This window comes from Flavobacterium celericrescens, from assembly GCF_011392075.1.
GTDB classification, from domain to species: domain Bacteria; phylum Bacteroidota; class Bacteroidia; order Flavobacteriales; family Flavobacteriaceae; genus Flavobacterium; species Flavobacterium celericrescens.
The window spans coordinates 241,752-263,637 of record NZ_JAAJBV010000004.1 but is presented as its reverse complement, the minus strand read 5'-3'; the positions used below and the strand labels follow the sequence as shown (position 1 = coordinate 263,637).

21 protein-coding genes are annotated in these 21,886 nt (G+C 32.6%); 10 read left to right on the top strand and 11 right to left on the bottom strand.

Features of this window, described 5'->3' with window-relative positions:
* The first annotated feature begins 19 nt into the window (after window positions 1-19).
* The 6 genes from G4L40_RS07545 (at window position 20) to G4L40_RS07520 (ending at window position 6,249) form a co-directional block, all read left to right on the top strand.
* Complete coding sequence (locus tag G4L40_RS07545) at window positions 20-712, top strand: ABC transporter ATP-binding protein (RefSeq protein WP_166236589.1); 693 nt, start codon at window positions 20-22, stop codon at window positions 710-712.
* A 131-nt stretch (window positions 713-843) separates the two neighbouring features.
* The gene (locus G4L40_RS07540) at window positions 844-1,413 is read left to right on the top strand and encodes a cob(I)yrinic acid a,c-diamide adenosyltransferase (RefSeq protein WP_166236588.1); all 570 of its coding nucleotides are present in this window, start codon (window positions 844-846) and stop codon (window positions 1,411-1,413) included.
* Between the two features lie 179 nt (window positions 1,414-1,592).
* Window positions 1,593-1,814 (top strand): DUF2795 domain-containing protein, encoded by a 222-nt coding sequence (locus tag G4L40_RS07535; RefSeq protein ID WP_002986941.1) that lies wholly within the window; start codon window positions 1,593-1,595, stop codon window positions 1,812-1,814.
* Window positions 1,815-1,899: 85 nt separating this feature from the next.
* Window positions 1,900-5,256, top strand: coding sequence for a preprotein translocase subunit SecA (gene secA / locus G4L40_RS07530; protein ID WP_166236587.1), 3,357 nt, complete (start codon window positions 1,900-1,902; stop codon window positions 5,254-5,256).
* Window positions 5,257-5,335: 79 nt separating this feature from the next.
* Entirely contained in the window at window positions 5,336-5,746 is a 411-nt protein-coding gene (locus G4L40_RS07525) for a hypothetical protein (RefSeq protein ID WP_166236586.1), read from the top strand.
* 23 nt (window positions 5,747-5,769) lie between these two features.
* A complete protein-coding gene (locus G4L40_RS07520) occupies window positions 5,770-6,249 on the top strand; it encodes a hypothetical protein (protein ID WP_166236585.1) in 480 nt (159 codons plus the stop codon).
* A 30-nt stretch (window positions 6,250-6,279) separates the two neighbouring features.
* Here the strand turns inward: G4L40_RS07520 and G4L40_RS07515 are convergent, their stop codons facing one another.
* Complete coding sequence (locus tag G4L40_RS07515) at window positions 6,280-7,677, bottom strand: FAD-binding oxidoreductase (protein ID WP_166236584.1); 1,398 nt, start codon at window positions 7,675-7,677, stop codon at window positions 6,280-6,282.
* 43 nt (window positions 7,678-7,720) lie between these two features.
* Here G4L40_RS07515 and meaB point away from each other — a divergent pair, with 43 nt between their 5' ends.
* A complete protein-coding gene (gene meaB, locus G4L40_RS07510) occupies window positions 7,721-8,866 on the top strand; it encodes a methylmalonyl Co-A mutase-associated GTPase MeaB (protein ID WP_235922611.1) in 1,146 nt (381 codons plus the stop codon).
* A gap of 41 nt (window positions 8,867-8,907) precedes the next feature.
* Here the strand turns inward: meaB and G4L40_RS07505 are convergent, their stop codons facing one another.
* Both G4L40_RS07505 and G4L40_RS07500 read right to left on the bottom strand, forming a co-directional pair.
* Window positions 8,908-9,138: a hypothetical protein gene (locus tag G4L40_RS07505; protein ID WP_166236583.1), complete on the bottom strand. Its 231-nt coding sequence runs from the start codon at window positions 9,136-9,138 to the stop codon at window positions 8,908-8,910.
* A gap of 20 nt (window positions 9,139-9,158) precedes the next feature.
* Entirely contained in the window at window positions 9,159-10,562 is a 1,404-nt protein-coding gene (locus tag G4L40_RS07500) for an MATE family efflux transporter (protein ID WP_166236582.1), read from the bottom strand.
* Window positions 10,563-10,696: 134 nt separating this feature from the next.
* Here G4L40_RS07500 and lysS point away from each other — a divergent pair, with 134 nt between their 5' ends.
* On the top strand, window positions 10,697-12,394 hold the full coding sequence (gene lysS, locus G4L40_RS07495; RefSeq protein ID WP_166236581.1) for a lysine--tRNA ligase: 1,698 nt from the start codon (window positions 10,697-10,699) through the stop codon (window positions 12,392-12,394).
* Window positions 12,395-12,423: 29 nt separating this feature from the next.
* Here lysS and G4L40_RS07490 read toward each other — a convergent pair whose 3' ends face one another.
* The 4 genes from G4L40_RS07490 to G4L40_RS07475 all read right to left on the bottom strand — a co-directional run bounded on the left by G4L40_RS07490 (window position 12,424) and on the right by G4L40_RS07475 (window position 15,755).
* On the bottom strand, window positions 12,424-13,386 hold the full coding sequence (locus G4L40_RS07490) for a transporter family protein (protein WP_166236580.1): 963 nt from the start codon (window positions 13,384-13,386) through the stop codon (window positions 12,424-12,426).
* Between the two features lies 1 nt (window position 13,387).
* Entirely contained in the window at window positions 13,388-14,428 is a 1,041-nt protein-coding gene (locus tag G4L40_RS07485; RefSeq protein ID WP_166236579.1) for a cytochrome-c peroxidase, read from the bottom strand.
* A gap of 60 nt (window positions 14,429-14,488) precedes the next feature.
* Window positions 14,489-15,286: an MbnP family protein gene (locus G4L40_RS07480; protein WP_166236578.1), complete on the bottom strand. Its 798-nt coding sequence runs from the start codon at window positions 15,284-15,286 to the stop codon at window positions 14,489-14,491.
* 124 nt (window positions 15,287-15,410) lie between these two features.
* A complete protein-coding gene (locus tag G4L40_RS07475; protein WP_166236628.1) occupies window positions 15,411-15,755 on the bottom strand; it encodes a hypothetical protein in 345 nt (114 codons plus the stop codon).
* Window positions 15,756-15,914: 159 nt separating this feature from the next.
* On the opposite strand from G4L40_RS07475, the gene G4L40_RS07470 reads away from it, so the two are divergent.
* Both G4L40_RS07470 and G4L40_RS07465 read left to right on the top strand, forming a co-directional pair.
* Window positions 15,915-16,361 carry a Spy/CpxP family protein refolding chaperone gene (locus G4L40_RS07470; RefSeq protein ID WP_166236577.1) on the top strand — a complete coding sequence of 149 codons (447 nt, stop codon included), beginning with the start codon at window positions 15,915-15,917 and terminating at the stop codon, window positions 16,359-16,361.
* A gap of 73 nt (window positions 16,362-16,434) precedes the next feature.
* Window positions 16,435-16,764: a hypothetical protein gene (locus G4L40_RS07465; RefSeq protein WP_166236576.1), complete on the top strand. Its 330-nt coding sequence runs from the start codon at window positions 16,435-16,437 to the stop codon at window positions 16,762-16,764.
* 30 nt (window positions 16,765-16,794) lie between these two features.
* Here G4L40_RS07465 and hemL read toward each other — a convergent pair whose 3' ends face one another.
* From hemL to G4L40_RS07445, 4 genes are read right to left on the bottom strand one after another with little or no spacing between them, the layout of a single operon-like run.
* Complete coding sequence (gene hemL, locus G4L40_RS07460; RefSeq protein WP_166236575.1) at window positions 16,795-18,081, bottom strand: glutamate-1-semialdehyde 2,1-aminomutase; 1,287 nt, start codon at window positions 18,079-18,081, stop codon at window positions 16,795-16,797.
* The gene (locus G4L40_RS07455; protein WP_166236574.1) at window positions 18,081-18,953 is read right to left on the bottom strand and encodes a glucosaminidase domain-containing protein; all 873 of its coding nucleotides are present in this window, start codon (window positions 18,951-18,953) and stop codon (window positions 18,081-18,083) included. Before G4L40_RS07455 ends, hemL begins: the two co-directional genes overlap by 1 nt.
* Window positions 18,946-19,857: a 1-aminocyclopropane-1-carboxylate deaminase/D-cysteine desulfhydrase gene (locus tag G4L40_RS07450; protein ID WP_166236573.1), complete on the bottom strand. Its 912-nt coding sequence runs from the start codon at window positions 19,855-19,857 to the stop codon at window positions 18,946-18,948. Before G4L40_RS07450 ends, G4L40_RS07455 begins: the two co-directional genes overlap by 8 nt.
* Before the next feature lie 49 nt (window positions 19,858-19,906).
* Window positions 19,907-21,748, bottom strand: a complete 1,842-nt coding sequence (locus tag G4L40_RS07445) for a T9SS type A sorting domain-containing protein (RefSeq protein ID WP_166236572.1) — start codon at window positions 21,746-21,748, stop codon at window positions 19,907-19,909.
* Between the last annotated feature and the right edge of the window lie 138 nt (window positions 21,749-21,886).

The window sequence follows — 21,886 nt, the reverse complement described above, 5'->3', positions numbered from 1 at the left end:
TCTAAATTCTAATTTCATTATGGCAAATCCGTTAATCAAAATAACCAATATCAAAAGAGATTTCCCTTTAGGAAACGAAATCGTGTATGTGTTAAAAGGCATCGATTTAGAGATAAATAAAGGCGAATATGTAGCATTGATGGGGCCTTCGGGTTCAGGAAAATCAACGTTGATGAATATTTTAGGTTGTTTGGACACACCAACATCTGGAAGTTATATTTTGAACGGAAAACACGTAAGTGAAATGCACGACGATGAATTAGCCGAAATTAGAAACAAGGAAATTGGATTCGTTTTTCAAACATTCAACTTGATGCCTAGAACTACGGCTTTGGATAATGTAGCATTACCAATGGTTTATGCAGGCTATTCAAAATCAGAACGAAATGAAAGAGCTACAGAAGTATTAACTCAAGTAGGATTAGACGACCGCATGGATCACAAACCTAATCAACTTTCAGGAGGACAACGTCAACGTGTGGCTGTAGCTAGAGCCTTAGTTAACAAACCTTCCATTATTTTAGCGGACGAACCAACAGGAAACTTAGATAGTAAAACTTCCGTTGAAATCATGAATTTATTCAACGAAATTCATGCCAATGGGAACACCGTAATCTTAGTAACGCACGAAGAAGATATTGCTGCTTATGCACACAGAATCATTCGTTTGCGTGATGGAATTATTGAAAGCGATACACTAAATAAAAAATAGAATTAACATCATAAGTTTTGTTTTCAACTCAAAGCTAATTGCTGATTCACTTTAAATTTTGTTATCTTTGAAAAAGAAATTTAGTTTAAAAATATAATAATACTTTTAAACTCACAATCTTTATTCACAAAATGAAAGTCTACACAAAAACCGGAGACACGGGCACTACTGCATTATTTGGTGGAACTCGCGTTCCAAAACATCATATACGAATCGAAAGCTATGGAACGGTTGACGAATTAAATTCTCATATAGGATTAATCCGTGATCAAGAAATGAATCAATTGTACAAAAATGTTCTTATCGAAGTACAAGACCGCTTATTTACAGTTGGTGCTGTTTTAGCTACACCTCCCGAGAAAGAAACATTAAAAAACGGACAACCTCGATTACAAAACCTAGGTATTATTGAATCGGATATTGAATTTTTAGAAAATGAAATCGATACCATGGAAGAATCGTTGCCTCCTATGACTCATTTTGTTTTACCTGGCGGCCATACTACCGTGTCATATTGTCATATTGCTCGCTGTGTTTGTCGTAGAGCTGAGCGTTTAGCAGTACATTTGAATGACATAGAACCGACAGATGAGCATGTAATTAAATATTTAAACCGACTTTCTGACTATCTTTTTGTCTTGGCACGAAAGTTGTCCTACGACTTGAACGCTGATGAAGTACAATGGATACCAAGAAAATAGTATTCTCTACTCAGTCTTTTATTGCTTTATTTGGGTAGATTGGCAAAAATAATTACCAAAAAACAACTCCATTTGAACCTTAAAAAACTACGTTCTTAAATTTTAATAAAAAAAGTAAAAAAAAACTTGATTTTTTAAGTAATAAATTTATTTTTGCATAAACTTAAATCGATAAAAAGATGTATTGGACATTAGAATTAGCGTCATACTTGAGTGATGCACCTTGGCCAGCAACCAAAGATGAACTTATCGACTATGCTATTAGAACTGGAGCTCCATTAGAAGTAGTGGAAAACTTACAGTCTATAGAAGACGAAGGTGAAATCTATGAATCAATGGAAGAGATTTGGCCAGACTATCCTACTGACGAAGATTATCTTTGGAATGAGGACGAATATTAAAAAATAAATAAACACAACAGAAACAAGTCTCTTCACTGAGGCTTTTTTTTTGGTTATATTTACAAACATTTAGAAAACAAAAATTATGAGTATCATAAATTCCATATTGAAGGCTTTTGTGGGTGATAAATCGGAGAAAGATGTAAAAGCGATTCAACCTTTAATCACAAAAGTAAAATCTTTTGAGAATGCTTTAAAAGCTTTATCTCACGATGAATTACGAGCTAAAACTGCCGAATTCAAATCAAAAATACAACAAGCTCGTGCTGAAAAAGACGCTAAAATAGTTTCTTTAAAGCAAGATGCAGAACAAACACAAGATATTGATGCTCGTGAAGATATCTATGCTGAAATCGACAAAATCGAAAAAGAAGCGTATGAAATTTCTGAAAAAGTATTAAACGAAATTCTTCCGGAAGCATTTGCTGTCGTAAAAGAAACTGCACGTCGTTTTAAAGAAAACACAACAATTACTGTAACTGCTTCTCCAAAAGATCGTGAGTTATCAGCTACAAAATCATATATTACTATTGAAGGAGATAATGCAAGCTGGGCAAACTCATGGGATGCTGCAGGTAAAGCTATTACTTGGGATATGATTCACTATGATGTCCAATTAATTGGTGGAGTTGTATTACATCAAGGTAAAATTGCCGAAATGCAAACTGGTGAAGGAAAAACATTAGTAGCAACATTACCACTATACTTAAACGCTTTAACCGGAAATGGAGTTCACTTAGTAACCGTAAATGACTACTTAGCAAAACGTGATAGCACTTGGAAAGCACCTCTTTTTGAATTTCACGGAATGACTGTAGATTGTATTGACAATCATCAGCCTAACTCTCCAGAAAGAAGAAAAGCATACGAAGCCGATATTACTTATGGAACAAATAACGAATTTGGTTTTGATTATTTGCGCGATAATATGGCTCATGCACCAGAAGATTTAGTACAACGCAAACATAATTATGCCATTGTTGACGAGGTCGATTCTGTATTAATTGACGATGCTAGAACACCTTTAATCATATCTGGACCAGTTCCTCAAGGAGATCGTCATGAGTTTAATGAATTAAAACCAAAAGTTGAAAACTTGGTTTCCTTACAACGTAAATTAGCTACTGATTGCTTAACAGAAGCAAAACGTTTGTTTAAAGAAGGAAATAATAAAGATGCTGGTTTTTACTTATTACGTTCACACAGAGCATTACCAAAAAGCAAAGCTTTAATCAAATTTTTATCAGAAGAAGGGGTAAAACAATTACTTCAAAAAACTGAAAATCAATACATGCAAGATAACAACAGAGAAATGCCGAAAATTGATGAGGCGCTATACTTTGTTATCGAAGAAAAAAACAATCAGGTAGAATTAACAGACAACGGAATTCAATATCTTTCACAAGATACTGATGCGCAATTTTTCGTATTACCAGATATTGGAACCGAAATTGCTCAAATTGAAAAAGAAAATCTTTCTACAGAAGAAGAAGCTGAGCGTAAAGAAGAATTATTTAAAGATTTTTCTATCAAATCAGAGCGTATTCACACATTAACGCAATTATTAAAAGCATATACTTTATTTGAAAAAGATACGGAATATGTTATCATGGACAATAAAGTATTAATTGTTGATGAACAAACAGGTCGTATTATGGATGGCCGTCGTTATTCTGATGGGTTACACCAAGCTATTGAAGCCAAAGAAAACGTTAAAATTGAAGCAGCTACACAAACATTTGCTACGATTACATTACAGAATTATTTCCGTATGTACAGCAAATTAGGCGGTATGACAGGAACTGCTGTTACCGAAGCTGGTGAATTTTGGGAAATCTACAAATTAGATGTTGTAGAAATTCCAACAAACCGACCAATGGCTCGTAAAGACAAAGACGATTTGATTTATAGAACCGTTCGTGAAAAATTTAATGCAGTTATTGAAGATGTAGTACAATTATCAAATTCAGGAAGACCTGTATTGATTGGAACAACATCGGTTGAAATTTCGGAATTATTAAGCCGAATGTTAAAAATTAGAGGTATTCAACACAACGTATTGAATGCTAAAATGCACAAAAGCGAAGCAGAAATTGTAGCTGAAGCAGGAAAACCTGGAGTAGTTACGATTGCAACCAATATGGCGGGTCGTGGTACCGATATCAAATTATCTGACGAAGTTAAAAAAGCAGGTGGTTTAGCAATTATCGGAACAGAGCGTCACGATTCACGTCGTGTAGACCGCCAGTTAAGAGGTCGTGCTGGTCGTCAAGGAGACGTAGGTAGTTCACAATTCTACGTGTCTTTGGAAGATAACTTAATGCGTTTATTCGGTTCAGAAAGAGTAGCGAAAGTTATGGATAGAATTGGTCTAAAAGAAGGTGAAGTAATTCAACATTCAATGATGACAAAATCTATCGAAAGAGCTCAGAAAAAAGTAGAAGAAAACAACTTTGGTGTACGTAAACGTTTGTTAGAATATGACGACGTAATGAACGCTCAAAGAGAAGTAGTTTACAAAAGAAGACGTCACGCATTACATGGTGAACGTTTGAAAGTTGACATCGCAAACATGATGTATGACACTTGCGAATTAATTGTAGAACAAAATAAATTAGCCGGTGATTTTAAAAATTATGAGTTTGAATTAATTCGTTATTTCTCAATTAGTTCTCCAATCTCTGAAGCAGAATTTGGAAAACTATCTGACAGAGAAATTGCAGGAAAAACATACAAAGCTGTTTTAGAACATTATAATGATAAGATTGAAAGAAATGCCTCAGAAGCATACCCAATTATCAAAAATGTTTATGAAAACAATAACGGGCAATATTTACGAATTATCGTTCCTTTTACAGACGGAATTAAATCATTGAATGTTGTTACTGATTTAGAAAAAGCGTATACCTCTGAAGGAAAAACTTTAGTTACTGATTTTGAGAAAAACATTACTTTAGCAATTGTAGATGAGGCTTGGAAAAAACACTTACGCAAAATGGACGAATTGAAACAATCGGTTCAATTAGCAGTTCATGAACAAAAAGATCCATTGTTGATTTACAAATTTGAAGCGTTCAACTTGTTCAAAAAAATGATTGATGATGTAAATAAAGAAGTGATTTCATTCTTATTTAAAGGAAATTTACCTTCACAAAACCCATCTGATATTCACGAAGCAAAACAAGTGCGTCAAAAAGAAAATTACACCGAATCAAAACAAGATTTAGACAGTGATGATGCCGCAAATGAAGCAAGAAGAGCTGGTGAAATGGCAAGCCAAAGACCACAAGTAACGGAAACAATTACGAGAGAAACACCAAAAATTAATCGTAATGACACCGTAACTATCAAACATGTTATGAGTGGAAAAAGCGAAACCATGAAATTCAAAAAAGCTGAAAGCATGATTGCTTCTGGCGAATGGGTTTTGGTTAACGAATAATTGATTCATTTCAAAATAAACTAATCCTCAATTACCAAAAGTAGTTGGGGATTTTTTATATTTGATAAAATTTCCAAAAATGCAAAATATTCCAACAAACAATATCACCTACACCGAATTTTTCAACCAAGTTAGAACAAGTATAGCCGATGGCACTTTTGCTAAATTAACACTAGCTAAAACCGTTGGAAAACCTGAATTACAGAATATTTATGTAAAAACCATCGTAGAAGATAATATCTTAAAATTGTCAATGACCTATAAAATTTACACGACTGAAAAGCAAGAATTGGTAAAAATTTGCAAGTTAGACGATTTAGAATCAGAGTTAATTCCGCACATCAATAATCCGTTTTTATCTGCTTTGTTATTTACAACCGAAGCCGATATTACCATGAAATTAAACAAAAAGCGAGTAGCTAGTATTATTGAACAAACACCAACATTTAAAAATGCAGATACAAATTTGGTGGAGTTTTTGAATAGATAATTATAGTTAAATAAAAAAATCTTATGAAGTATTATTCTATAATTTTATTGTTGTTTTGTTCTTTTTTTTCTCATGGACAAGTAAATTCTGCAAATATTAAAATTGATAGTATTACAACATTACAACTTGTTAGAGAAAAATTTAATCCTAAAATAAATAAACTTGAGATAAAGAATGGTTTTGTTTTAGGAATTAATGATTGTCCTTTATTCGGTTCTGATGGTGAAATTCCAAAAGATAAATTGATTAAAGCTACACTTAAAATTAAAGATAAAAGTTATAATTTACAAGTTGACAACATGTATAATCCTTGGACAGGAGATAATTTAAATATTGATTTTTTTAAAATAATTCATAGTGGAGAAAATTATCATCTTCTCAAATGTATATTTTCTGATGGAGCAGGAACTTATGCCGCACAATGGTTAATTGAATGGAATTCAAGCATTAGAGAAATTATTACAAAAGATGAATTAATTATTGAATCATATTTTCAAAAATAAGCTAAATTCTGTATCAATAGTTTTTATAATCTATTCCCCATCAGGAAAAATCTTCCCAGGATTCAACACATTATTTGGGTCAAAAATGGCTTTAATGCGTTCCATTAATTCCAAATGCACTTTTGAAAACGCAATATCCATGTAGTTTTTTTGTACCAAACCAATGCCGTGTTCTCCAGAAAGCGTTCCTTTTAAACCAACTGTCAATTCAAAAATTTCCCTGATTCCTTTAGGAACTTCTGTTTTCCAATTCTCATCGGTCATATTGCCTTTGATGATGTTTACGTGTAAATTACCATCGCCCGCATGTCCATAACAAACGGATTGAAAACCATATTTAGCCCCAATTTCTTTAATGCCTTTTAATAGTTTCGGCAATTCATATCTTGGCACAACGGTATCTTCTTCTTTATAAATAGAATTTGCTTTTACCGCTTCTGCTACAGAACGACGCATTTTCCAAAGTGCATTTTTTTGTTCGTCAGTATCAGCAAACAATACTTCGTCGATTTCAAATTGTTCTACGACTGACAAAATTTGTTCGGCTTCTTGCATCAAAATTTCTGGATAATTGCCATCTACTTCAATCAACAAATGGGCTTGAACGTTGTCTTTGACTTCCACATTCAAACCATCTACAAACTTCAAAGTCCAATCAATCGCATCGCGTTCCATAAACTCTAAAGCACTTGGCACAATTCCCGCTCTAAAAATCGCTGAAACAGCTTCACATGCTTGCTCTGCTTTATAAAACGGAACCAAAAGCAATACATTATGTTTGTTTTGAGGTAATAATTTCAATACAATTTTTGTTACGATACCTAACGTTCCTTCGCTTCCTACCATCAATTGTGTCAGATTGTAACCGGTCGAATTTTTCAAGGTATTCGCACCTGTCCAAATGATATCACCTGTGGGTAAAACAACTTCTAAATTTAAGACATAATCTTTTGTAACACCATATTTCAAAGCTCTTGCACCACCTGAATTTTCTGCGATATTGCCACCAATAAAACAGCTTCCCATGCTACTTGGATCAACCGGATAAAAAAGACCCTTTTCAGCAACAGCTTCACGTAAAACTTGTGTAATTACGCCAGGCTGAGTTGTAACTTGTAAATTTTGTTCATCAATTTCAATAATTTGATTCAAACGCTCCATTGAAATCGCAATACCTCCATAAATTGATAAAGCACCACCACTCAAACCAGTTCGCGCTCCAATTGGAACGGTTGGAATTTTATAAGTATTGGAAACTTTTAAAATTTGCGCTACTTCTTCAGTATTAGCAGGTTTTACCACAACATGAGGCGGAAAACTCAAATCTTCAGTTTCATCGTGACCATACGTTTTACGAGTAGCTTCATCTGTAAAAATATAAGCCGAACCTACAATGTTTTCAAGCGCAAGTAATATTTCAGGATTCATAGTATTCAATTTGAATGGTAAAGATAGTAAAATGTCAAAATAAATGCTTACCGATTTTATTCCTACAATTTTTGTATTTTTACACAAAGTAATTATCCTTTTGAAAACACCAAATAAAAAATCAGCTCTTTCCGAAATTCACGGCGTTACTCAACCCGAAACGTTGAGTACGTATGTAGCAAATCAAATTCAGCAATTCCGAAGAAAGCAACCTACCGGAGATGAATTGATTACTGGAATTTTAAAAGGTGATAAAACTGCTTTAAGTCGCGCTATTACTTTGGTTGAGAGTACGAATCCTGAACATTTAGCCAAAGCAAATGAAGTCATAAAAGGTTGTTTGCCGCATGCTAATAATTCGGTTCGAATAGGAATTACAGGAGTTCCAGGTGTTGGTAAAAGTACTTTTATTGAAGCTTTTGGAAAATATTTAACTTCTATCGGAAAGAAAGTTGCAGTCTTAGCAGTTGATCCAAGTTCGTCCATCAGTCACGGAAGTATTTTGGGTGATAAAACCCGTATGGAAGAATTGGTAAAAGATGAAAACGCATACATAAGACCAAGTGCTTCGGGCGATACTTTAGGTGGCGTTGCTAGAAAAACACGTGAAACCATCATTCTATGTGAAGCCTGTGGTTTTGACACAATTATCATTGAAACGGTTGGTGTAGGGCAAAGTGAAACTGCAGTACACAGTATGGTCGATTTCTTTTTACTTTTAAAAATTTCAGGTGCTGGTGATGAATTGCAAGGCATCAAACGCGGCATTATGGAAATGGCAGATACAATCGTAATCAATAAAGCCGATGGTGATAATGTTGCCAAAGCCAAATTAGCGAAAACCGAATTCAATAGAGCATTGCATTTATTCCCAGCCAAATCTTCAGGTTGGATTCCGAAAGTGACTACTTGTAGTGCTTATGAAAAAACCGGAATTGATGCGATTTGGGAAATTATTTCAGACTATTTCGAATTGGTAAAATCCAATCATTATTTCGAAGAAAAACGTCAAAATCAAAACCAATTTTGGATGATGGAAACGATTAATGAACAATTGAAATCACACTTTTACAATCATCCGAATATCATGCAACTATTAGAAGAAAACAAAAAAGCCGTGCAAAACAATGAAATTTCACCTTTTGCAGCGGCTATGAATTTGTTGAAAGAATATTTTAATAAAGAGTAATTAGTGAAAAGTGATTAGCTTTTACTCTCTAAATCTATACACTATTCCTGCTCGTAGCGTTCAATTTCTCTATCGTAGAATTCTCCAGCAATGGTAATTAAATGTTCCATTTCTGATTCCAATTCTTTTTCGTCTTCTTCTTCGATGTCTTCTAAAAATTCTACTTCGTCATCTTTTAAATTGATTACAAATCTTGGATATTCTAAATGAATGATGAAAATATCTTCTGGAAAATCGGTATTGTCTCCGATTACAAATTTTGGTAAATCCATGTTCTAATATTTAGTGTTTATTATTGAGTCTGTATTTCACGATGTGTTATTATTTGCTCTTCAATTAGTCTTTTAGACAATTGATTAAATCGTATATATAATAAAATTGCTGCGATTGTTAAACCTGCTAACAATCCTATCCAAATTCCTGTAGCTTTTAGTTTGGTGTACAAACCCAAATAAAATGAAATTGGGAAACCAACCAACCAATAAGCTACAAAAGTTATATACATTGGTACTTTTACGTCTTGTAATCCTCGGAGTGCTCCAAGAACCACTACTTGAATACCATCTGAAATTTGAAAAATAGCTGCCACTACAAGTAATTGAGCCGCAATATGAACCACTTCCCTATTATCTATTGCTTGATGAGTATTTTCTAAATTAAGAAATAGTGATGGCAAATAATTGTGGAACGCAATAAAAAATAATGCAAAAACAATTTCGATAATTATTGCCAATAAAAAAATGGATTTCGCCACAACTACTAGTTTCACATAATCATTTAATCCTTTTTGATTTGATACTCTAATCATTGCAGTTACACTTAACCCCATAGCAAACATAAATGTCATTGTGGCCAATGTTAAAGCAATTTGATTAGCGGCTTGACTTGTTTTTCCAATTGAACCACTTAACCAAATAGCACCTGTAAACAAACTAACTTCAAATAGCATTTGCAGGGCTGACGGCGTTCCTAAATTGATAACTTTTTTAATAACCGACTTCTTGATCTCTTTAAAACTAAAATTTTTAAAATAGGGTTTTATATTTTTATCGTATTTCAAAATGTAATGCATGAAAACAACCATCATAATTCTTGAAATGACAGTTCCTAATGCAGCGCCCAGAATTCCTAATTTTGGAAAAAACCAAACACCATAAATCAATACATAATTAAAAAAGATATGCACAACATTTGCCATAAAAATAGCATACATAGAATATTTAGTCTTTGATAAACCATCAGCAAATTGTTTATAGCCTTGGTAAACGATCACTGGAATTAATGAAAAAGCCACCCAATCGATGTAAGGATAAGCCATTTCAACAACTTCTTTAGGCTGATGCATAAGCAACATGATTGGCTTAGCTAAAACAATTATTACGAAAAGTGCAATTCCTAAAATAGTACATAGAAGCAATCCGTGATGAAAAACAGAACGTATTTTTTTCTCGTCTTTTTCTGCATCAGCTTGTGCAATTAAAGGAGTTATAGCCGTTGAAAAACCAATTCCCAAAGACATTGCGATAAAAATAAAACTATTACCTAATGACACCGCAGCCAATTCTGTTGAACCTAATTTTCCAACCATAATATTGTCAACTATTCCAATAAGCGTATGTCCAAGCATTCCTAAAATAATAGGATAAGCCAATTTTAAATTATAAGAAAATTCTTTGGTGTAATGAGAAAGTGTCATTTATAGTTGTTTTCGAATACAAAAGTACCACTTTGATTTTAAAATCTTATCTTTTTTAATAAAACCGAATTGAAACTTTATCACTTTGAAACTTTCTAACTAATACCTATCTTTGCACGCTTAAATACAGTACTATGCAACTTTCGGAACAAGAAATCATTAGAAGAGACAAATTAAACGCTTTGCGCGAACTTGGAATTAACCCTTATCCAGCGGATTTATTTCCGGTGAACCACACTTCAAAGCAAGTGAAGGAAAATTTTGAAGAAGGTAAGAAGGTTATTTTGGCTGGACGTTTGATGAGTGTTCGTGATCAAGGAAAAGCTTCGTTTGCTGAATTACAAGACAGTGAAGGAAGAATTCAATTGTATTTGAACAGAGATGTAATTTGCGAAGGAGAAGATAAGACGATTTATAATCAAGTTTTCAAAAAATTAACCGATTTAGGAGATTTTATTGGAATTGAAGGTGAATTATTTACAACTCAAGTAGGCGCAAAATGTGTACGTGTTTCAAACTTTACATTTTTAAGCAAAACATTACGTCCATTACCATTACCAAAAACCGACGAAGAAGGTCATGTGTTTGACGCTTTCACCGATCCTGAATTGCGTTACCGTATGCGTTATGTGGATTTAGTCGTAAATCCGCAAGTGAAAGAAGTTTTCATGAAAAGAACAAAATTGTTCACGGCTATGAGAACGTTTTTCAACGAAGCTGGTTATATGGAAGTGGAAACTCCGGTTTTACAATCGATTCCTGGTGGTGCAGCTGCAAGACCTTTCATCACGCATCACAATAGTTTAGACATTCCATTATATATGCGAATTGCTAACGAATTATATTTAAAAAGATTAATCGTTGGTGGATTTGACGGAGTTTATGAATTTTCGAAAAACTTCCGTAACGAAGGAATGGACAGAACGCATAATCCAGAATTTACTGCAATGGAAATTTATGTAGCGTACAAAGACTACAACTGGATGATGGAAATGACTGAAAACCTTTTAGAATATTGCGCTACTCAAGTAAACGGAACTACTGAAGCTACTTTTGGCGAACACAAAGTAGATTTTAAAGCACCTTATGCAAGAGTAACGATGACTGATGCTATCAAACAATTCACAGGATTTGACATTACTGGAAAATCGGAAGATGAATTACGCGAAGCAGCAAAATCTATGGGAATCGAAGTGAACGACACCATGGGTAAAGGAAAATTAATTGATGAAATTTTTGGTGAAAAATGTGAAGGTAACTTCATTCAGCCAACCTTCATTACCGATTACCCAAAAGAAATGTCGCCATTGTGTAAGTCACACCGTGACAATCCAGACTTAACGGAGCGTTTTGAGTTGATGGTTTGTGGAAAAGAAATCGCAAACGCGTATTCGGAATTAAATGATCCTATTGACCAAAGAGAGCGTTTTGAAAACCAAATGGCTCTAGCTGCAAAAGGTGATGACGAAGCTAACGGAATCATCGATGAAGATTTCTTAAGAGCTTTAGAATACGGAATGCCTCCAACTTCTGGATTAGGAATTGGAATGGATCGATTAATTATGTTCTTGACAAATAATCCATCAATACAAGAAGTGTTATTTTTCCCTCAAATGCGTCCTGAGAAAAAAGGACCAGAATTAACGGAAGACGAAAAACACATTATCGAAATTCTAAAAGCAAACGAAGGAATTTCAATTGGTGACCTAAAAGAAAAAGCTGGTTTAAGCGGAAAAAAATGGGACACAGCCAGCAAAGGAATTAGCAAACATGGCTTGATGAAAATAAAAGTAGACGGCGAAAATAAAATAGCCGAATATTTAGGGAAATAAGAAAAGGCACTCAATTGAGTGCCTTTTTGTTACAAACTATAATTAAAATTTATACTCCATCGATAATTAGCTTCAACGTTTCCATTGGTTAAGTTTTGAACTATTGGCAACATTGTATTGACTCCAAATGAAAACTTATCTTTTCCAATTTCAAAACCAATTTTACCCATAAAAATATCTCCAGCTGTGTTTCTTACACGCTGTTTATATTGATAATTGTCGCCAAAAACTTCTCCAGCAAAACCTATCTGTGGTGCAATTGAAAAATTGTTTTTTTCATACAAATAGAAAAAAGTGCCAGCATAATTGAATTGATTTCCAAAACGATATTTTTTTTCGTTCTCTGTTTTTACGACATAATTCAGCAATGCATTTAAACCAAATTGTTTTCTTCTAATAATATATTCTGTTGCTAATAAATAATCCCAACTCCCTGTACCAACTTGATAACTTGGATTAACACTTCCGTTGTTAGCTTGGTCAAATTTACCTAGCGGAATTTTTATTCCACCACCAACTTGAAAAGTGTGCGTTAAGATTGTACTATCTTTATGTGTTTGATACAAACGATACATTGCTAAAATAGTTACATCTCCAATACCTGAAATATTTTGTGTTCCAGTGGCGGTTTCTCTATTGTGAAAATGATAAGGCAATAATGCAGAAACTTGAAGGTTTTTAACAACCGGTATACGTGTCCAAACTTGAATAGTATTAAAATTTTCATCATACCAAGGCGAATTACTATATAATCCATCAGTACTTTTGTATGATTGATTAAAATAACGAATCCCTATAAAATTGGTGTTTAACATTGAAGCAAAACCCATACTTCCTCCACTTGCCGAACAACCACAAGCATCGCAATCATCATCTAATTCATAGATAAATTGATGAAATTTTAAAAAGGGATTATGAACTGCTAAACTGTCTTTTTCGGTTGCAAATCCATATTGAAAAATCGACAGAAAAATGATTATATATTTCTTCATATTAAAATTCTGCAAATCTAGAATCAGTTAAAAATTCAGTATCTGTCAAAGTTTTTAAAAATGCAATCAACTGCATTTTTTCTATTTCTGATAATGGTATTCCTAAAGTTCCACCATTATTTAAATATGCATCTAAATTTTGAGTATTTGAAACACCAGAAGAATAATGATTTAACACCGCTTCTAAAGTATAAAAACGACCATCATGCATATAAGGTGCGGTTTTTTCGATGTTTCGCAAACTTGGCACTTTAAATTTATATTTATCTTCATCTAATTCGGTAACGCGAAATCTTCCAATGTCATTAATTGATGGATTTATTGGCAACCCGTTGTTTCTAAACGAATTATCAGTAAATATATCGGTGGCGTGGCAAGAAGCACATTTTTGATTAAATAAAGAATAACCAGCTAATTCATCAGTTGTTAATGTTCCACCAATTTCATTTCTTCTATATTTATCAAATTTTGAATTTGAAGAAACTAACATAATCTGAAATTGTGCCAATGCCTTTAGCATATTCTCAGAATTAATCTCCCCATCAGGAAATGCTTGTTTGTATAATTTCACATAAGCTGCATCATTCTTCATCATATTAATTGCATCAGCAAAATTGCCATGCATTTCGATTTCACTTGTAAATGGAATTATGGGTTGTAAGTCTAAATGAGTAGTAGCTCCATCCCACATAAAAGCAGTTTGAAAAACCATATTTTGAATAGGTGGTGCATTTCTAGTTCCAATTGCATCTCCTACGCCATGACTAAAAGTATGCCCGTGGTGCGTAAAAGCATCTTCTTGAATGTGACAAAACCCGCATGAAATAATTCCATCAGAAGACAAACGTCCATCGTAAAATAGTTTTTTGCCTAATTCAAATCCTTTTTCAGTTAATGGGTTATTTACAAAATCATAATTTACAGGTGGGAAATTGCTTGGCACTTGAAAATCAATAGGAATGTTTTCATAGCCAACAGAATCATCATTTGAACAACTCAAAAATAACGAAAAAACGAGCAGCAATATTATCTTTGTTTTCATCTTTACTAATTTTTTTAAAAAAAAGCTGTTAGCAAAACAACTAACAGCTTTTTCAATTATTTAGTCATTATGTACATGGTGAACTTCAAACATATTGCTTAAATTAGCTGTAATTAATGGCAAATTTGCACCTCCCATAATCATAGCACCCATTCCACCCATATTATTGCTAGTTAAGCTAATTTTATTTGTACCATCAATAATATGCTTAACATCAGCCATTATATGTACTTGAGGAGTAATTGTTGTTCTTACCATTGCATTCTCTGGAAAATCAATATTAATTGTATTATAGTTATATGATGTTCCTGTTTGACCTGTATGAACCATATATGAAGTATCAGTTGTAACAGTTGAAGAGGTAAATGTTCCTTCAAAGGCAACAAATTTATATCCCGCACTCCAAGACCACATCATTCCTGCATTTTGAGCTGTAGTTAAAAAATCTCCTTGACCAGTTGCACCTAAATTAAATTGCTCTTGGTCTACACCAATTCCAAATGAAATACTTTTGTAATTTGCTGCGGGAATATTAGGCAATTCTAAAAGTGTTGAAGTTGCTGTTCCTTCGTCAATAATAAAATAGCTATCACTTTTTGGCACTGTATAAGTAGAGCCATCCGTTTTTGTCAAAACAATATTACTAACAATATACTTCACTTTAGTCGCCTTAATAACTTCTCCATTAGAATTAGTGTAGGCTGTATTAAAAGCAAAATCAGCATCACCATATACATTGTCAAATTCTAATTTTATACTCCCTTCACCTGTTATTTTGTTATCATCGTCATCAGAACAAGATGTGAATGCTATAGCTAGAGCCATTACGGCTAAAATATTTTTTAATTGAAATTTCATTTTATGAATTATTTTTAGTTTAAATTATATATAAAAATTCTGCTTAAAGAAAATATCTTTAAACAAGCAAGGACATAGATATCCTAATTAGTTCAAAAAAGAATTGAACCAATTGAAAAAAAAATTAAACTAAAAAGGTGGGTGGATGAAAAATTGAATCGGTAGCATCCAAACAATACAGATTCAAATAAAATGAGTTAGTAAATTTATTAATAAAACAAAAATCCGAAAAGAAAATAAGTCTTGAAACTTCTTGATAAAACAATATTTCAACTTCTTGTTTACTATTATCTTTTTTATCGTTTGAAATTGGCTTTTCATCATCAGAAACTTTAGCTAATTGTTTCATCAAATGACATTTACCATTACATTTTAGTGCTGGCTTATCTTTATTAATACAAAGTTCTTTGCTGATATAATCATAATTAACAATATATTCCAATACAGGAATTACTGGCTTAACCAGAATAAACATTGCAAGTATGACTACTATTTTTTTCACCATGCAAATGTACGAACGTTTTTAATAATGACACTGATAAAAATCATTTTTACTAATTTTCTGTTAAAGATTAAACCTTTTAATTTTCATATTGTCTTATCATCAAACAATTTAAAATTATAAACGATGAAAAAATTAATTTTAGCAATTGCCTTAGTTATTAGTTCACTATCATTTGCACAAGAAGGAAGAGGAAGAGGAGAAAAACTAACTCCAGAACAACAATCTGAATTACAAGTTAAAAAAATGACTTTAGATTTAGATTTGAATGAAAAACAACAAAAAGAAGTTAAAGCAATTTTATTAGAGCAAGCTCAAAAAAGAGAAGCAAAAATGGCCGAATTTAAAGCCAATAAAGAAAAAGGTGAAAAACCAACTGCTGATGAAAAATTTGAAATGAAAAACAAAATGCTTGATGAGCAAATTGAAATGAAAGCTAAAATGAAAAAGATTTTAACTCCAGAACAATATAAAGAATGGGAAGAAAATCATGAAAAAAGAAGTGAAATGAGAAGTGAGAAAATGGAAAAAATGAAACAAAAAAGAAAAGGTCATACAGAATCTGAAGAATAGTTTTAATCTTTTTTTTGGTTATCCGAAAAAAATCTATTAGATTTGAATTTCGAAAACTATAAAAAATAACAACATGAAAAAATTATTTGCAGTAATCGCTTTGTTTTTTGCTTTCACAATAGGAGCTTCTGCACAAGAAACTCAAAAAGGAGATATCTTTACTTTAGCAAAAAAAGATGCTACTGAACTTACAGCAGCTTTACAACTTAATGAAGATGTTTCAGAGAGAGTTTATCAAATATTCATTCACAAACATAAATCTTTAGCGGTAAATCCTACTGAAGAAGAAAAGAAAGATTTATTCAAAAGAATAAGAACTGAAATAAAAGATATGCTAACTCAAGAACAGTTAGTTCTTCTAGAAAAAAATAGTGCAGTTTTCAATAAACTTACTTTAAAATAAAAAAAATCCCGATATCAATCGGGATTTTTTTTATAACTCTTTTGCAACACTTGCAATTGCATTAATTGTAAAATCTAAATCTTCGTAAGTTAATGCTTCTGTAATAAACCAAGTTTCATAAGCCGATGGTGCAATATAAACTCCTCGATTTAGCAAACCATGGAAAAACTTTTTAAACGTTTCGTTATCACCATTTTTTGCTGTATTAAAATCATAAACTGGGTTAGCATCAAAATGTACAGAAATCATTGAACCAACTCTATTAATTGTAAATTGAATGTTAGCCTCCGCTAATACTTTTTTAATTCCTTTTTCTAAATAAGCAGTTTTTTCTTCTAAACTTTTAAAAATTGCTGAATTATTATTTAAAGCTTTCAACATTTCAAATCCAGCCGCCATAGCTAATGGATTTCCAGACAATGTTCCTGCTTGATACACTGGTCCTAACGGAGCTAAATAATTCATTATCTCTTCTCGTGCAGCAAAAGCACCAACAGGCAAACCTCCACCAATTACTTTTCCAAAACAAACAATATCAGCTTGAACTCCGTATAATTCTTGCGCACCACCTTTTGCTAAACGAAATCCCGTCATTACTTCATCAAAAATAAGTAAAGCTCCGTTCTCTGAACAAACTGCTCGTAAAGCTTCTAAAAAACCTTTTTTTGGCGGAATACAGCCCATATTTCCAGCAACTGGTTCTATAATAATGGCTGCAATTTCATTTTTATTGGCTTCGAATAATGCTTTTACATTTTCAATATCATTATAATTTGCTAATAATGTATCTTTTGCCGTTCCTTCTGTTACACCAGGAGAATTTGGCACACCAAACGTGCTTAATCCACTTCCTGCAGCAATCAAAAATGAATCTGAATGACCATGATAACAACCCGAAAATTTAATTATTTTGTCGCGTTTTGTATAACCTCTTGCCAATCGAATAGCACTCATACAAGCTTCTGTGCCAGAATTTACAAATCTTATTTTATCAATATTTGGAACCATAGAAACGGCTAATGTTGCAATTTGCGTTTCTAATTCTGTTGGCATCCCAAAAGAAGTTCCTTTTTTAGCTTTCTCTATTACTGCATTTACTACAGGTTCATAGGCATGACCTAAAATCATCGGTCCCCAAGAATTGATATAATCAATTAAACGGTTTCCATCTTCATCATATAAATAGGCTCCTTTTGCTTCTTTTACAAAAATTGGCGTTCCCCCTACTCCTTTAAATGCTCTAACTGGTGAATTTACTCCTCCAGGAATTACTTTATTTGCCTCAACAAATAATTCGCTACTTCTTTTATATAACATTATTTGATTTTTATTTTTTGCCCAATTGATATGGCATTATCTGAAAGATTATTCATTTTTTTCAAATCATCAACTGATAAACTAAACTTCTTGGATAAAGAATATAAAGTGTCTCCTTGCTGGATTGTATAATAACCTTCAGAAATTTCTACTAAAGGATCTTTTTTTACAGGAATATAATTGCGGTTTAGAACCTCATTATCATATTTATACAATTCGAATCGTTCTATTAAACCAATTAATTTATCTGGATATTTCACATCAGTTGCATAACCCGCAGCCTTTAACCCTTTTGCCCAAGATTCATAATCACCTTTATCTAAATTAAATAATGACGCATAACGACTTCTTGATGTTAAAAACAAAGAATGGTCTTTATATGATTCAGCCGCTTGATTGTATTTTCTAAAACACTCTTGTTCAGCATCATCATCATGACGAACACTATCTCCTGTCCATCCAGTATGACATTTAATTCCAAAATGATTATTAGCTGAAATAGCTAATTTTCCTTTTCCAGCTCCCGATTCTAGAATTCCTTGCGCTAGAATAATACTAGCAGGAATTCCATGCGTTTTCATGTTGTTTTTTGCAATTTCACTAAAATTTGCAACATACAATTTGATTTCTTCTTCATAAGTTCTCACATTTGAAGTTGCTTCTAATTGTACTTCTTTTCCATTAGTTGAAGAAGTTGTTGTTTTATTTTCAGGATTAGTTTTGGTAGTAGAATTTTGAGCCACTGGCTTTTTTTTAGTAGTGGTCGTTGTTGTTTTAGGTTTTGATTTTGAAGTAGTTCGCACAATTGGTTTTGTACTATTACATCCAACAATCATAATACCTATCAGAAATAAGGTGATTTTTTTAATCATTATAATGTATTGTTTCTTTATTCTTTTTTTGCAACATATCATTCATACCTGCAACTCCTTGCAATCCTCCAGTGTGAATAGCTAGGATTTTTGAATTGGGTGGAAAACATCCTTTTTCGATTAAATCAAAAATTCCAAACATCATTTTTCCAGTATAAACTGGGTCTAATGGAATTTTAGTTTCTATATAAAAAAAGTTTAAAAATGAAATAAGTTCATCTGAAACCTTTCCATAACCACCAAAATGATACTCACAATTAACGTTCCAATTTTTTTTCTGTACAAAATTACGAATTACATCAGATAAAAAATCACCTTTTAACGAAGAAAATCCAATAATTTCTTGCATTTCACTCGACGAATTAATAATTCCTGAAATTGTTCCACCAGTTCCCATTGCGCAACAGATGTAATTAAATTGTTCAACATCTTCTTTTGTTAGAATCTCTTCACAACCTTTTATTGCTAAATCATTAGTTCCCCCTTCCGGAACTAAATAAAAATCACCGAATAAATTTCGTAAATTTTCTATAAAGTTTATGTCCGTTTTATTTCTGTATGATGTTCTATCAATAAAATGAAATTGCATCCCAGATTGTTGAGCAAATTGCAAAGATGGATTCTCATGAATTTTATTTATTAACTCTTCCCCACGAATTACTCCAATAGTTTCAAAACCAAAAGCTGCTCCAGCTCCAGCCATAGCAACAATATGATTTGAAAAAGCACCTCCAAAGGTTAACAACTTTTTAAAACCTAATTGTTTAGCTTCCTCCAAGTTATATTTCAGCTTTCGAAATTTATTTCCTGAAATTACAGGGTGTAACAAATCTTCTCTTTTAATATAGAGTTCTATACCTTTTGGAAATGCTATTTCTATCTTTTGATTTTGACTAGTTTTCATAAAAAAAGCAGCTATTAAAAGCTGCTTTCAAATATACTATAATTGTCTCTTATTTTTTATAGACAGATATTTTTTTGCTCACATTTACATTATCAGCAGTTGTTGCAGTTACTACATAAACACCATCACTTAAACTAGCTGTAGAAAATTGATAAGAAGCTGCACTACCTAAATTCAATTTACTCAATACTAATTTACCTGTTACATCATATAAAGATAATGAATTAATATCTTTTAATAAAGAATTCTGAATAGTTAACATTCCTTGTTCATTATTTTGAACAACTACAAACATATTACTAGCCTCATCAGGTGTTGTCAAAGTGTCATCAGTATTTTTAAACGTGATTTCAAATCTTGTTTTATTATCACCTGCAGGTAAAGTCATATCAAAGATACCTGACTTAATATCGTAGTAAATTCCAGTTACTTTATCATGCATATAAACAGCTTGATTAGGATCAAAACCATTCAATACTTCTTTTACTTGAACTTTAAAATTGGTTTGAGCACTACATCTAAAACCAACAGGAACTTTCTTGTTGATATCAAACTGAACAGCCGAAGCTACATATTCATTAGTTGTTCCTTCTAAAATATAATAAAATTCTGCTGCTTCACCTGAAGGAGATCTTCCATCCCATCCATAATCAAAGCCATCAGTTGCATTATCATCAAAGCCTAAAGTTGTAGGTCTTACTCCACCGTCATTATACATTGCGTAAATTTTTAATTGAGGAGCAAATGTTTTCTTAACTTGTGTATAATCAATTCCTGCTACATTTGGAATTTCTGGAAAATATTCTGAACTCGGGTCATACACATCAGTAGAAACTGTTTGATTGGTGTTTTTTGCAAATTCAGATTGATTAACAACTGCTTCTCTTACAAAAGCTCTAAAAGAATTTCTCATTGTAACAGAGCCTGCTGCTGTTCCCATCACCATAAATCCTTGTCCAACCGGGCTAAATCTTCTCTGAAAGTTTGTTCCCGAACCAGCTGGTATTCCTTGATTTCCAAGTCCATCATAAGTCCAAAAAGCCGCAGCAGTATAACCTAAACCTGGTGTATATATGCCATAACCTCCTTGGTATTGATTTAATGTGTGTGTATTCACAACTACTTGTTCCCAAAAACGAGCAGCACCATCAATTACCAAAGCATTTGCTGGATTAAGTAAGTAAGCATTTAAGTCAATTGCACTTGGATACGGATTGCCAACCAAAGTAAAATTACCAGCAGAAACTGGCACTGAGATAGTTCCATCATTTGGTTTACCTCTAAAATCATAACGTTGTCTACTACCAGAATTATTCTGAACACCATCAGCATCAACCACAGTTGCATCACTTCCTGACGTTCCTTTCATTGTAAAACCTTCGCCTGGATTCACTGAAGTAGCACTACCAACATAAGCCCATTGTGCATATGTAGTTGAAGTAACAAATTTCCAAATCCAATATGGAGCTATAGCTAAAGGGCTTGATGTTCCATTATAGTTATTAGTTGGTAAAATTGTAGCCGCTGTGCTTGTTATTAACCCAGTTGGTCTATTCAATAGTGTAATACCAAACTGTTCATTTCCAAATATACCAGAAGCAGCTCCAACAGGAGAACACCAATAGTTATATTGAAAATTGTTTGTTGTCCCTTCTTGAAAAAGTGACAATTTACCAGCACCAAAATTAGTAGAAGCTCCTGCAGTACCTTGCAACAACTGTGCAGTATTTCTCATATAGAAATTTCCAGTGTTTTGTATATTAACATCTTGTGTAACATACATAAACTGATTAGTCATAAAAACATAACTACCTGGATTAACATACAATTGAGCATTTGCGTTCACAAAAAAACACAACATTCCCAATGTTAAAAGTATTTTTTCTTTCATGATATTTAGTTTAATAGGAGGATTATTTACAAATTTAAGTTTTTTTTAAAAAAAAATTCATTTTTGTTAGGTTTTTTATCCGATTTATTTTGCAGTTTATCTATTTTATACTGAATTATGTGATTTACTCACATTTAT